The sequence below is a fragment of the Kitasatospora sp. NPDC008050 genome, assembly GCF_042957465.1.
Taxonomy (GTDB): Bacteria; Actinomycetota; Actinomycetes; order Streptomycetales; family Streptomycetaceae; genus Kitasatospora.
The window spans coordinates 192901-206273 of record NZ_JBIBIJ010000016.1 but is presented as its reverse complement, the minus strand read 5'-3'; the positions used below and the strand labels follow the sequence as shown (position 1 = coordinate 206273).

Genomic DNA, 13373 nt, shown 5'->3' with positions numbered 1-13373 from the left:
ACCACCCCCAACTGGACCGCCTACTACGCCCAACAACAACGCCGCCGCATCCCCCTCCCCACCTACCCCTTCCAACACAAGCACTACTGGCTGGAGCCCCAGGTCCCGCAGGCTGCGGTCCAGCACACCCCCGGCCCGCACCCGCTGCTGGACCAGGTCCTGCTCCGGTCGATGGGCCAGTCCGTCTTCCTCACCGAGTTCTCGCTGGAGCTGCACTGGGTGCTCTCCGAGCACAAGCTGCTCGGCGAGGCGATCGTCCCGGGGACCACCTACCTGGAGATGGCCCGCGCCGCCGCCTCGCTGCACTTCGGCCGGCCGGTCACCGAACTCCGCGACGTCACCTTCCTGGTCCCGCTGCTGGTGCAGCAGAACATCCCGCGCACCGCACACACGACCATCCGTGAACTCGACGGCATGCAGGCCGAGTTCACCGTCGCGAGCCTCGACCCGGCGGGCGACCGCTGGACGGTGCACGTCCAGGGCACGGTCGACGTCCGGCCGCTCACCGCACCCGCGCCGCAGCAGGACCTGGAACGCCTGCGTGAGCTCTGCTCGTTGGAGAGCGTGGACATCACCCGGCGGCAGACCGAGCACAAGGTGATGGAGTTCGGCGACCGCTGGCGCAGCAGCCTGCCGACCGTGCACGTCGGCGTCCGCGCCGCCCTCGGCGTGCTCGACCTGCCCGAGCAGTACCGGGCCGAGTGCCAGGACTACCCCCTGCACCCGACGCTGCTCGACCAGGCCACCGGCTTCAGTGGATTCGCCGTCCTGGAGACCGCCGACGACCGCCGGCTCGCCCTCGGCGACCGGGACTTCTTCCTCCCGGTCGGCTACGACTCGCTGCTGCTGCACGGCCCGCTGCCCGCCCGGGGCCTGAGCTTCGTCCAGCCGCACCCCGGCTACGCGAACAACACCGAGTTCCGCAAGGTCGACGTGCTGATCTGCGACGAGTCGGGAGCCACCGCCGCCGAGATCCGCGGCTTCACCGTCAAGCGCGTCACCGACGCCAAGCACACGGTCGCCCGGCTGCGCCCGCACTCCCGACACCACACCCTCAGGTGGGTGCCGGCACCGGCGCCGCAGGGGCGGCACACCGCACCCGCCCGGGTCCTGGTGATCGGCGAACAGGGCAGTATCAGTGGCGAGTTGAGCGCCGCACTGCGCGCACGCGGCATCAGTGTCACGCAGGCGGCACTCGCGGCCCGGTGGCAGCCGCTCGCTCCGGATCACTACGAAGTACCGGCCGGCGCCGAGGGTTTCGGCCGGCTGCTGGACGCGCTCGGCACGGAGCTTCCGGACGAGGTCGTGCACGTCGCGGCCCCGGCCGACGGCCGCGTCCAGCAGGATCCGGCCGTCCTGGAGGCCCGGCTGGCGCACGGCGTCCACAGCCTGTTCCACCTGGCCCGCAGCCTCGCCGAACGCGGCATCGCCCCGGCCAGGGTCAGCGTGGTCGCGCCCTCGGTGGCACGGGTGACCGGCACCGAGCAGGAGACGGCTGCCGTCCACGCGACACTCTTCGGCCTCGCGAAGGTGATCGGCCAGGAGTTCGAGAACACCGACGTGTTCTGCCTCGACATCGCCGAGGACACCGGCACCGAGGCCGTCTGCGCCGAGCTGCTCGGCGCGCGGACACCCACCACCGTCGCGCTGCGCGACGGGCTGCGGTACGTCACGGAACTCGTAGCGGTGGACCTGCGTGACAAGCCGAGGTCCCGGCCGCTCCGCCCGGACGGGGTGTACCTGATCACCGGCGGCCTGGGCGGGCTCGGACTGGCGGTCGCCCGGCGGCTGAGCCGTTCGGTGCCGGGTGCGCGGCTGGCCCTGGTCAACCGCACCGAGCTGCCCCCGCGCGAACGGTGGGACGCGGTCACCGACGTCAAGCTGCGCAGTCAGATCGAGGCGCTGCGTGAACTGGCCGAGAACGGCGCCGAGGTGCGCAGCTACTGCGGTGATGTCACCGACCTGGCCGCGATGGAGAGCGTCGTCGCCAAGGTCCGCGACGAGCTGGGGGCGATCGGCTGCATCGTCCACGCGGCCGGGGTCGCCGGGGACGGCTTCCTCTTCCGCAAGGACCCGGAGACCTTCCGCCGTACGCTGAACCCCAAGGTGCTCGGCGCCACCGTGCTGGACCTCGTCACTCAGGACGACCCGCCGGAGTGCATGGTCAACTTCGGTTCCACGGTGGCGATCTTCGGTGCGGCCGGGCAGGGCGACTACACTGCCGCCAACAGCTACCTGGACCACTTCGCCGAGCAGCGCGGCGCGCGCGGCCGGTGGACGGTGACGGTCGACTGGAGCGACTGGCTGGACACCGGCATGGCGTTCGACCACGGGGTCCAGCAGGACCAGGGCTTCTTCCGGTCGGTGTCGGTCGAGGACGGGCTCAGCAGCTTCGAGGAGATCCTCGGCGCGGCCTGCACGCCCGTGGTCGTCGGCGAGATCAACTACCCGAAGCTGGGCGGGTCCGCCGGCCTCACGGAGCTGCTGCGCCGCGCACCGCTGGTGCTGGCCGCCCCGATCCAGCAGGCCATCGCCGCTGCCCGCAGCAGCGACACCGGGTCGGCCACCACGGCGCAGAGCGCGCCCTCCGACGGCGGCCCGAAGCTCTTCGGCAACGAGAGCGGCGAGTTCAGCGACACCGAACAGGCCCTCGCCCGGATCTGGGCCCGCGAGCTGGGCCTCACCGAACTCAACGTGCACGACAGCTCGTTCGCGCTCGGGGTGGACTCACTGGCAGCACTCCGGATCGCCCAGAGCATCCAGAAAATCATGGACGTCCGGGTCTCGATGGTCGACCTGTTCCGCTACGTCACGATCGCGGAACTCGCCGAGCATCTGGACACCAGGGACGCCCAGGGCTGACCAGGCCGGCCCAATCCCCGCTATCCCACAAAGGTGGTATCCCGTGAGTATCCGTACCGTAGGCGTGATCGGCGCAGGCACGATCGGCCGTGGCGTCGCCCAGTCCTTCGCACAGGCCGGGTTCGAGGTGGTCCTCGTCGACATCTCGCAAGCCCAACTCGACAGCGCGGTCGCCCAGATCGGCCGTGACATGCTGGTCCAGCCGATGCTGCTCGGCAAGCCGCCGAAGGAGGACGCCGCGACCGTCCTCGCCCGGATCGCCACCGGCACCGAGCTCGCCGCGCTGGCCGACGCCGACTTCGTGGTCGAGAACGTGACCGAGAACTGGGAGGTCAAGCGCGAGGTCTACGAGCAGCTCGACGCCATCTGCCGCCCTGGTGTGATCTTCGGCGTGAACACCTCGGCAGTGCCGATCACCCGGGTCGGCTCGGTCACCGGACGCCCGGCCGAGATCCTCGGGCTGCACTTCATGAACCCCGTCCCCATGATGGACACCGTCGAGGTGGTCAGCGGCCACTTCACCAGTGACGAGACGCTGAAGACCGCGCTCGGCCTGCTGGCGGAGCTGGGCAAGGAAGGCATCGTCGTCCAGGACGCCCCCGGCTTCATCACCAACCGGGTACTCATGGTGACCATCAACGAGGCCATCTTCTGCGTCCAGGACCAGATCGCCTCGGCCGAGGACGTCGACAAGATGTTCCGTGGCTGCTTCGGCCACAAGATGGGCCCGCTGGAGACCGGCGACCTGATCGGCCTCGACACGATCCTGAACTCGATCACGGTCATGTACGAGAGCTACAAGGACAGCAAGTACCGCCCGGCCCCGCTGCTCCAGAAGATGGTCGACGCACGACTGCTGGGCCGTAAGACCGGCCAGGGCTTCTACACCTACTGAGACCGAACCACCGAAGGAGACACCAGAAATGACGAACGACGACGCGCGCGCCCGGGTCCGTGAGTTCCTCGCCCCGCAGCTGGCCGGCCAGCCGCTTGCCGACAGCGACGACTTCTTCGCCCTCGGCTACGTCAACTCCCTCTTCGCGATGCAGCTCGCGCTCTTCGTGGAGAAGGAGTTCGGCCTGACCCTCGGCCCGGCGGACATGGACTTCGACAACTTCCGCACGGTGGACGGCCTCGTCCGCCTGGTCACGTCGCGGACGACGACAGCAGCCTAGTCCCGGCCCACCCACGGGCGCGCGGCGGCGACACCGTCGCGCGCCGGCCCTTTCCCCTACGGACAGTTCCCCCACCGGCGAGGAAGCACCCCACCATGACGCACCAAAGCGATGTCCTCACCCGGATCGACCTGCACAGCCCGATCCCCGAGGCGCTGGCCGCCGAGATCGAGCGCCGGCTCTTCTTCGTGTCGCCCGAGATCACCGGCTTCGAGGTGACCGTGGACGGCGGCGAGGTACGCACCGTGACGCTGCGCTCCGAGCAGCCACTGCCCCATGAGGCCCTGACCGCCAAGGTCAACTCCATGGTGGACAACGACGTCCGGAAGCAGTGGGTGACCCCGCCCAAGGCCGTCTGGACCTCGCCGCACCAGCGCACCCCGCACCAGGACATCTTCGAACTCCTCGCCGGCACCGGTGCGGTGACCGAGGTCGGCGAGGGCCAGGTCGCCCTCGGCGAGCCGCTGCTCTCGCTGTTCGCCTACTTCGACCGGGCCGTCTGCGACCTGCTGGCCGAGGACCACGAGGTCCGGGAGTACCAGTACCCGACCCTGATCAGGACGAAGGCGCTGGAGACGGCGGGCTACTTCAAGTCCTTCCCACAGCACCTGATGTTCGTCACCCGGCTGCGCAACGACCTCGACGTCTACCGCAGCTTCCAGGAGCAGCAGGCCGTCACCGGTATCGACTCCGAGGTGCTGGGCTCCTGCGGCAACGTGGACTACTGCCTGCCGCCGACGATGTGCTACCACACCTTCAACCAGTACAGCCATCGCACCCTGGAGGCGGACCGGCTCCACGTGGTCACCTCGCGCGGCAAGTCGTTCCGCTTCGAGGCGGCGTACGCCACCGGCCTGGAGCGGCTCTGGGACTTCACCATCCGGGAGATCGTCTTCATGGGCTCCCGGGAGGACGTGTTGCACTCCCGGGAGCGCTTCATGCGGAAGGTCTTCGCCGTCGTCGAGGAGCTCGGCATGAGCGGCTTCTGCGAGGTGGGCAACGACCCGTTCTTCTGCGGCACGGACACCTCCGAGCGGATCTGGTCGCAGCGGCTGATGGAGCTCAAGTACGAGCTGCGGCTCCACGTCGCCCCCGAGCGGACGATCGCCGTCGGCTCCTTCAACTTCCACGACGACCTGTTCGGCAAGGCCTTCGGTATCGACCACGGCACCGACGGCCCGACCCGCAGCGGCTGCGTCGGCTTCGGCCTGGAGCGGCTCGTCTACGCCTTCCTGTGCCAGTACGGCCTCGACGCCGTGGCGTGGCCCGCCCAGGTCCGCGCCGCCGTCGGCGGGTGCTGACCGTGGGCGAGCGGAAGGGCCGCGACCCGCGAGGTCAGCAGGAGGAGGTCCTCTGCGCGGTGTTCGCCCAGGTGCTCGGGCTGGACCAGGTCACCATCGACGACTCCTTCTTCGAGCTGGGCGGCCACTCCCTCCTGGCCACCCGGCTCGCCGGTCGCATCCGGGCCGCCCTGGACGTCGACATCCCGGTCCGGACGATCTTCGAGGCCCCGACCGTTGCCCAACTCGCCGAGCACCTGGAGCAGGGCACCAGCAGCCGGCGTCCACCGCTGCGTCACCTGGACCGCCCGGCGCAGATCCCGCTCTCGCAGACCCAGCGGCGCCTGTGGTTCCTGAACCGCCTGCACGGGGCGGCCGGGCACTACAACATGCCCATGGCCTACCGGCTGCGCGGCGACCTCGACCTTCCGGCACTCCAGCTCGCCCTCGACGACCTGGTCACCCGGCACGAGAGCCTGCGCACCGCCTACCCCGACTGGGACGGCCGGCCCCAGCAGATCGTCCTGGACCCGGACGAGGCTCCGGTCGAGCTGCTGGTCGACTCCGTCACCGAAGCCGACCTGCCCAAGGCGCTGAGTGCGGCGGCCGGTTACGCCTTCGACCTCACCGCCGAGACGGCGCTGCGGGCCCAGTTGTTCCGGCTGGCCCCGGACGAACACGTCCTGCTCCTGACGGTCCATCACATCGCCTGCGACGGCTGGTCACTGCTCCCCTTGAACGGCGATCTGGCGCTCGCCTACGCCGCGCGCCGCCTCGGTGAGGAACCGGCCTGGCCCGAACTCCCGGTCCAGTACGTCGACTACACGCTCTGGCAGGATGAGCTGCTGGGTGATCCGGACGACCCGAACAGCCTGGTCAACCGCCAGTTGTCCTTCTGGCGCGGGGAACTGGCGGGGATGCCGGACCGGCTGCGGATCGACGTGGCGGCCCCGCGCCCGGACACCCCCTCGCACCGGGGCGGCCGAGCCACCGTCCAGGTCCCGCACTCCACCCACCAGGGGCTGCACCAGCTCGCACGGGAGACCGGCACCAGCGTGTTCATGGTCGTGCAGGCCGCCCTCGCGGCCCTGCTCACCAGACGCGGAGCCGGCACCGACATCGCCATCGGCATCCCCACCGCCGGGCGCACCGACGAGGGCCTCGACGACTTGATCGGGTTCTTCGTCAACACCCTGGTGCTGCGCACCAGGACCGACAGCGACCCGACCTTCCGGGAGCTGCTGTTCCGGGTGCGCAGCACGGACCTGGCTGCCTTCGCCCACCAGGACGTACCGTTCGACCACCTCGTCCAGACCCTCAACCCGCCGCGCTCCCCCGCCTGGCACCCGCTCATCCAGGTGATGCTCGCGTTCCAGAACAACGCGAGCGCCGAGCTCCGGCTCCCCGGTCTCGTGGTGCGGGCCGAGCCGGTGGAGGAGGGGATCACCCGCTTCGACCTCCGCTTCGAGTTGTTCGAACGCTTCACCGACCACCGGGCACCGGACGGCATCGACGGCAGCCTCACCTACGCCCTCGACCTGTTCGCCCCCGAGGAGGCCGAGCGGCTGGCGCGGGAGTTCAGCGACCTGCTCGACGCCGTGGCCGCCGCCCCGGGCCGGCGACTGAGCGAACTCGACCGGGCGCCCGTCCACGAGCATGCCCGGCGCCCGTCCGTCGAGCCGGCGCTCGCCGCCGCGGGCGGGCCCCGGGTCGCCTTCGTCTGCTCCCCCTACGGCCAGCAGTGGGTCGGCATGGGGCGGACGCTGTTCCGCACCGAACCCGTCTTCCGCTCGGCCCTTGAGGAGTGCGACAGCGAGCTGGCCCGGCACACGGGCTGGTCACTCGTCCACGAGCTCTTCCTCGACGAACCCGAAGCCCGGACCGGCGACGTCGGCGTCATGCAGCCCATCATCTTCGCCATCCAGGTGGGCATCGCCCGCTGGCTGGAGGAGGCGGGCGTGCGACCGGGCGCCGTCGCGGGCCACAGCATCGGCGAGATCGCCGCCTGCGTCATCGCGGGCATCCTCGACCTGCCGGACGCGGCTCGGCTCGTCCACCACTACAGCGACCAGCAGCGCCGCGTGGCCGGCCCGACCAGCGGCATGGCCGTGGTGGAGCTCTCGGCCACCGACCTCTCGGAGCACCTGCGCGGAGTCGGCGAGGGCGTGTCCATCGCCGCGAGGAACGGGCCGCGCACCACCGTGCTGGCCGGTGACCGGTCCGAGTTGGCGGCCATCGTCGCCGAGCTCCAGGCCGCGGACGTGCTCTGCGCGATGGTCCGGGTCGACCTGCCGGCCCACAGCGCGGCGATCGATCCGATCCTGGAGGACCTCGAACGGGCCATCGGTGAGCTCACCCCCCGGCCCGGCCGCATCCCGATGATCTCCTCGGTGACGGGGGAAGCGCTCGACTGGCAGCAGGCCACCGGGGGGTACTTCGCCCGGAACCTGCGGCAACCCGTGCTGCTGGCCGACTCGACCGCCCAGCTGCTGTCGGACCATGACGTGCTGGTCGAGGTCAGCGCCCACCCGGTGCTCGCCCCGGCCTTGTGGCAGAGCGTCGAGGAGTCCGGCGCCGCCGCGACCGTCCTCACCACCATGCGCCGTGGCCAGGACGACCGGGCGGGCCTCATCGAGGCGCTCGGCGCCCTCGAACGGCTCGGTCTGACGGTAGGCGTCCCGAGTCGGCGAGCCCAGTCGGCGGAGCTCGGATGAGCCTCACCCACTCCGCCCAGGGCGACCTCGGTCAGCTGCTGGCACAGCGCACCGGGCGAGGCCGCTCCGATGCGATCCGGCAGATCCTGGCCGCCGCCACCGCCGAGGGGGTCCTGTCGCTGGCCGGCGGCATACCCACGCCGGACAGCTTCCCGGTGTCCCGGATAACAGCGGCCATGGACCGCGTGATGGCCGGGAGAGCCGTCACTGCCCTGCAGTACGCACCGACCGAGGGTGTGCCGTCGATGCGCGAGGCACTGGCTCGGCTGGCCTCCGCGACCGGCGCGTCCGTCACGGCGGACCAGGTCCTGGTCACCAGCGGCAGTCAGCAGGGCCTGGACCTGATCGCCCAGGTCCTGCTGGACGAGGGCGACTCGGTGGCGTTGGAGGACCCGAGTTACCTGGGAGCCGTCCAGGTCTTCCGGCGGGCCGGGGCACGGCTGCTGCCCGTACCGGGGGACCGGGACGGGATGCGGACCGACATCCTGGCCGAACGCCTGAGCGCCGGTGACCGGTGCAAGGCGGTCTACGTGGTGCCGCACTTCCACAATCCCACCGGTTCGGTGCTCACCCCGGAGCGCCGCCGCCACCTCGCGGAGCTCTCCGACCGGTACGGCTTCGTCATCATCGAGGATGATCCGTACGCGGACCTGGCCTTCGTCGGCAGCCGGCTGCCGTCGACCGATCTGTACGGCGAACGGGTCGTCAGGCTGCTGAGCCTGTCCAAAACCCTCTGCCCGGGCCTGCGCGTGGCGGGCCTGGTAGCCCCTCCCGCGCTGATCGGCGAGTTGGTCACCGCCAAGCAGTGCAGCGACCTCCAGACCAACACCCTCGGGCAGTACGTGCTGTCCGAGTTGCTGGCCGACCCCGAGTTCCTGCCCGGTCACGTCCGGCGGCTGCGGCAGCTCTACCGCTCCAAGGCGGGTGCACTGGCCGGGCTTCTCCACGAGCGCCTGCCCTGGCTGAGCTTCGACGAACCGCGTGGCGGCCTCTTCCTCTGGTGTTCGATCACCGACCCCCTGGTCAGTGCGGACCGCTTGTACCCCATCGCGCTTGCCGAAGGCGTGGCCTTCGTGCCGGGGAGTCCGTTCTGCGTCGACCGTGCCGGAGCACAGCAGCTGCGGCTCTCCTACGCCTCCCTCGACGCGGCCCAGCGCTCGAAGGCGGTCGACCGTCTGTCGGTCGCCTTCGGAAAGGCGCTGGCCGATGCGAGCCGGCCCGACTCCCGGAGTTGATCCCGTGATCCGTGACCACGAAAGAAGCAGGAGCACCCCCATGTCCGAGATGCTTTCGGCCGACAGCCTCGTCCGCCAGCTGTTCCACATCGTGGACACCCGCGACTGGGAGGAGCTGAGCGAGGTCTTCGCCGAGGACGCCGTCTACGAACGGCCCGGCTACGAGCCGCTCAAGGGCCTCACCCGGATCAGCCACTTCTACACCCACGAGCGGATCATCGCCTCCGGCCGCCACGCGGTGGACCACGTGACGGCAGGCCACGAGGCCGCCGCCTGCTGGGGCCGGTTCCGGGGTGAATCCAACACCGGAGATCTGCTGGACGAGCAGTTCGCCGACACCTACGTCCTCGTGGACGGCAAGATCGCGCACCGCAAGACCTTCTTCTACCGGCCCGCGATCTGACCCCGCCGCCGGGGTGTCCTGGGGCGCGGTAGCCGGTGAACGCGCCCGCGCGGCGTTCCAGCCTGCCGATCGCCCGGCCATGGCCGTGGTGTCATCCGAATGGCGGAATGCCCTGCCATAGGAGCGCGCTCCGCGGGCTCCCCCGGTGGCTCACGGCGGCAGGCCGGGTCAGCCTGACTGAAGACCCGGCCCGCGCCGACAGGAGTGCCGATGTTCGACGAGAGCTTCGCCTTTCCCCGCAGCCTGCCGGCCCCGACGGACCGCGCCGGTGGCCGGGTGGCCGTGATCGGCTCCGGCGTCGCAGGCCTGGTCTGCGCCTACGAGCTCCAGCGGCGCGGCCTGGACGTCGTGCTGTACGAGCGGGCCAACCAGCCGGGCGGCCGGGTGCGGACCCACCGCTTCTGGGACGGCACGCACGCGGACCTGGGCGCCATGCGCATCCCCGGCAACCACCACTGCGTGTTGCACTACATCACCGAATTCGGCCTGGCGACCCGCCCGTTCGTCAACGCCAACCCGGACGCCTACTACCACCTGCGCGGCCGGCGGGCCCGGGTGCGCGAAGCGCCCGCACTCTTCCCGGCCTTCGCGCTGCGTCCCGGTGAACGCCAGGCCCCGGCGCGACTGCTGGACGACCTGCTGCGGGTGGTGTGGCAGACACTGACCCTCGACCAGCAGCGGCGCGTGCTGGCCGGCCGCTGGGACGATGCCGTGCTCGACCGGCTGGCGTCGGTCTCACTGTGGCAGTTCGTGGACGAGCGCCTGTCGCAGGACGCCTGGGACCTGGTCGGCCACGCCAGCGGCCTGGCCCACTACGAGCAGTCCTCGCTGCTGGAGGTCCTGGTCGACTACTTCGGCCTGTTCCACGTCGGCCAGCTGGAACTGGTCGACGGCATGGACGCCCTGGTGCGCGCCTTTGTCCGGGCGCTGCGGCCACGCACCCTGTGCCTGTCCACCACCGTCACCGAACTCGTGGTCACCGAGGGCGGCGTGCTCGTCCTGGGCCGTCGCATCGACGGCCCGCTCGACGAACGCTTCGACTTCGTCGTCTGCTGCGTCCCGGCCCCCGCACTCGACCAGATCTCCTTCACCCCCGCTCTGCCGCACGCCCAGCGCCACGCCATCCGCGGGATCAGCTACGCCAGCAGCACCAAGACCCTGCTGCACCTGACCCGGCGCCGCTGGGAGCTGGACGACCGCATCTTCGGCGGCGGCAGCTTCACGGACCTGCCGATCCAGCAGTGCTGGTACCCCTCGGACAACGCCCGCCGGATCGAGGACGGGCTCGACGGCGCGGCGCCGGAGCGCTGGGGCGCCCGGGACCCGCGGCGGTGCGAGGAGCCCGCGGCCCTGCTCGGCGCCTACCAGTGGGGGGCCAACGCCCGCCGCACGGCCGCGCTTCCGGACGCCGAGCGCGACCGGCTGGTCCTGAACTGCCTGGACCGGCTGCACCCGGGCATCGCCGCCGACGTCGACGACATCGTGCACTGGAACTGGGACGACCAACTCGGCGGGGGCGCGTTCGCCCACCTGCCGCCGGGCGAGCACAGCCGCTACCTGGCGGTCCTCGGCGCCCCGCACCCGGCCGACGACCCGCTGGTCTTCTTCGCCGGCGAGCACCTGTCCGGGGCGCACGCCTGGTGCCAGGGCGCCGCCCAGTCGGCTCTGGGCGCGGTGGGCCGCCTGCTCGACCGGGCCCGGCCCGCGCCGCTCGCCACCCAGATGGAGGCAGCGTGACCGGGGCCCCGGCGCCCGCGCGCGGCGCCCGGCTCCAGCACGCGGACCTCCGGTCGCCGTTCCTCCCACCCCCCGACGCCCGCGAGCAGGTCGGGCTGGAGATCGAGAGCGGCCTGGTCGACCCGCGCACCGGCCGCGCCGCGCCGTACCTGGGCGAGCACGGCGTGCGGACCGTCCTGGAGACGGTGCTCGCCGAGTGGGGCGGCCAACCGCAGCAGGACGCCGGCCGACTCACCGGCGTGCTGCTGCCCGACGGGCGTCAGATCACCCTCGAACACGGCGGCCAGATCGAGTACTCGTCCACCCCGGCCGCGAGCGTGGCGGCGGCCGTCACCGACGCGCGGGCCACGCTGGAACACCTCGCCCAGCTGGCCGACCGCTTCGGCCTGGCGCTGCTGCCCGGCGCCCGCCTCCCCTTCGACCGGCTCGACACCATCTCCTGGGTGCCGATGACCCGTGGCGGCATCATGCGCGACTTCTTCACCCGGCTCGGCGAACCGGCCGGCCGGGCGCCCGATGTCATGGCGATGTCGCTCTCCACCCAGGTGACCCTCGACTACCTCTCGGCCGAGGACTTCACCGAGAAGCTGCGGATGCAGGTGGCCGCCTCCCCCGTGGTCGCCGCGCTGTTCGTCAACTCACCGCTGACCGACGGCCGTGCGAACGGCCTGCTGTCCCACCGCTCGCACAGCTGGCTGCGGATGGACCCGCGCCGCACCGGCCTGCTGCCGCCCGCCCTGCGGCCCGACGTGGGCATCGACGACGTCATCGACTGGGCCCTGCGGATCCCGATGATCTACTACCGCACCGACGACGGGCGCTACCACCCCGCTCCCGACCGGCCGTTCGCCACCCTGCTCGACCAGGGCTTCGACGACGGCTCCCAGCCGACACCCGACCACTGGCTCTCTCACCTGTCGCAACTCTGGACCGACGTCCGGGTCCGCCACACCCTCGAACTGCGCGCCGCCGACGGCCCGCCCTACCAGCACTTCGCCGCCGTTCCCGCGCTCTGGACCGGCCTCAGCTACCACGCCCCCTCCCGTGCCGCCGCCTGGGACCTGCTCAGCCGCTACACCCAGCGCGACCACCACAGGGCGATGGAGGCCCTCCCCGCCCAAGGCCTGCGCACCCGCCTCGGCACCGAACCGGTGCACGAACTCGCCACCGAACTCCTCCGTCTCGCGCGCGCCGGCCTGGCCGCCCGCATCCGCGCCGGCCTCGAACCCGCCCACGTCCTCGACTACCTCGACCCACTCGACGAGGTGCTCGCCACCCACCGGACCTTCGCCGAACACTGCCTGGCCCGCTGGGAGTTCGACCTCCACCAGGACCCGGGCCGGTACGTGGCCGCCTACCGCGTCTGAAGACCGCCGCCTCGGCACGCGTGCAAGGACTGCCCGGGCCACCGGGGCGGCAGTGGCCCGGGCAGGATCCTCTCCCGCGCCGTAGGTAGAACGGGATGTGGCGTGCCGGGGCCGGCAGCCGATCCGGCTATCGGGCTATCGGGCTGGTGCCGGGGTCAAGGACTCGCAGCCGAGCCACCGCTGCAGCGCCGCCGGTACCGTGACGCTGCCGTCCGGCTGCTGGTGCTGCTCCAGCAGGGCCGGCACCAGGCGGCTGGTGGCCGGCCCGGAGCCGTTGAGAAGATGAGTACTACTCATAGTTCTGCCCGTCCGGCGAGCTCCCACGCTGCTCGAACTCCGCCCGGCTCAGCGGCCCACGGGTTCCGGGGGGCGCGGCGATGACGATTCCGTGCAGCAGGCTGCGGTGCTCCTCACGTCGGGACCGGTTCGGGGCGAGACAGCGGCCGACGACGGTCCAGCACGGCCGAGGCGCGGCGCCCCGAGGCCGGAAGTACCCGTCCAGAGCGGCGACCAGACCCGCCAGCGCGCCCTGTTGCGCCGAAAATGAGCACAGCTCACGATGGTGATTCGCGCGGTGAGCACCGGATGCGGCACAGTAGT

General features: G+C 71.4%; 10 protein-coding genes. 9 read left to right on the top strand and 1 reads right to left on the bottom strand.

Translation table 11 applies throughout. The features are described from left to right. The 9 genes from ACFZB9_RS27560 to ACFZB9_RS27520 form a co-directional block, all read left to right on the top strand. The coding region (locus ACFZB9_RS27560; RefSeq protein ID WP_391451504.1) for an SDR family NAD(P)-dependent oxidoreductase at positions 1 to 2862 on the top strand (2862 nt) is incomplete at its 5' end. Positions 2863 to 2905: 43 nt separating this feature from the next. Next, on the top strand, positions 2906 to 3757 hold the full coding sequence (locus ACFZB9_RS27555) for a 3-hydroxyacyl-CoA dehydrogenase family protein (protein ID WP_391451502.1): 852 nt from the start codon (positions 2906 to 2908) through the stop codon (positions 3755 to 3757). 28 nt (positions 3758 to 3785) lie between these two features. Next, positions 3786 to 4037, top strand: a complete 252-nt coding sequence (locus tag ACFZB9_RS27550; RefSeq protein ID WP_391451500.1) for an acyl carrier protein — start codon at positions 3786 to 3788, stop codon at positions 4035 to 4037. A 95-nt stretch (positions 4038 to 4132) separates the two neighbouring features. Beyond that, on the top strand, positions 4133 to 5338 hold the full coding sequence (locus ACFZB9_RS27545) for a hypothetical protein (RefSeq protein ID WP_391451498.1): 1206 nt from the start codon (positions 4133 to 4135) through the stop codon (positions 5336 to 5338). Between the two features lie 2 nt (positions 5339 to 5340). After that, a complete protein-coding gene (locus ACFZB9_RS27540) occupies positions 5341 to 8031 on the top strand; it encodes a condensation domain-containing protein (protein WP_391451496.1) in 2691 nt (896 codons plus the stop codon). After that, on the top strand, positions 8028 to 9266 hold the full coding sequence (locus ACFZB9_RS27535) for a PLP-dependent aminotransferase family protein (protein WP_391451494.1): 1239 nt from the start codon (positions 8028 to 8030) through the stop codon (positions 9264 to 9266). Before ACFZB9_RS27540 ends, ACFZB9_RS27535 begins: the two co-directional genes overlap by 4 nt. A 40-nt stretch (positions 9267 to 9306) precedes the next feature. Continuing rightward, the gene (locus tag ACFZB9_RS27530; RefSeq protein ID WP_391451493.1) at positions 9307 to 9669 is read left to right on the top strand and encodes a nuclear transport factor 2 family protein; all 363 of its coding nucleotides are present in this window, start codon (positions 9307 to 9309) and stop codon (positions 9667 to 9669) included. A gap of 210 nt (positions 9670 to 9879) precedes the next feature. Then, positions 9880 to 11406 (top strand): flavin monoamine oxidase family protein, encoded by a 1527-nt coding sequence (locus tag ACFZB9_RS27525; protein ID WP_391451491.1) that lies wholly within the window; start codon positions 9880 to 9882, stop codon positions 11404 to 11406. Then, positions 11403 to 12773 carry a glutamate-cysteine ligase family protein gene (locus tag ACFZB9_RS27520; RefSeq protein ID WP_391451489.1) on the top strand — a complete coding sequence of 457 codons (1371 nt, stop codon included), beginning with the start codon at positions 11403 to 11405 and terminating at the stop codon, positions 12771 to 12773. The genes ACFZB9_RS27525 and ACFZB9_RS27520 overlap by 4 nt, the downstream gene beginning before the upstream one ends. A 135-nt stretch (positions 12774 to 12908) precedes the next feature. Here ACFZB9_RS27520 and ACFZB9_RS27515 read toward each other — a convergent pair whose 3' ends face one another. Continuing rightward, complete coding sequence (locus ACFZB9_RS27515; protein WP_391451487.1) at positions 12909 to 13070, bottom strand: hypothetical protein; 162 nt, start codon at positions 13068 to 13070, stop codon at positions 12909 to 12911. Positions 13071 to 13373 lie beyond the last annotated feature (303 nt).

Bases quoted from the DNA above. Each gene is read 5' to 3' on its own strand.
- ACFZB9_RS27550 (WP_391451500.1), top strand. From the start codon at position 3,786: ATGACGAACGACGACGCGCGCGCCCGGGTCCGTGAGTTCCTCGCCCCG.
- ACFZB9_RS27545 (WP_391451498.1), top strand. From the start codon at position 4,133: ATGACGCACCAAAGCGATGTCCTCACCCGGATCGACCTGCACAGCCCG.
- ACFZB9_RS27535 (WP_391451494.1), top strand. From the start codon at position 8,028: ATGAGCCTCACCCACTCCGCCCAGGGCGACCTCGGTCAGCTGCTGGCA.
- ACFZB9_RS27530 (WP_391451493.1), top strand. From the start codon at position 9,307: ATGTCCGAGATGCTTTCGGCCGACAGCCTCGTCCGCCAGCTGTTCCAC.
- ACFZB9_RS27525 (WP_391451491.1), top strand. From the start codon at position 9,880: ATGTTCGACGAGAGCTTCGCCTTTCCCCGCAGCCTGCCGGCCCCGACG.
- ACFZB9_RS27515 (WP_391451487.1), bottom strand. From the start codon at position 13,070: ATGAGTAGTACTCATCTTCTCAACGGCTCCGGGCCGGCCACCAGCCGC.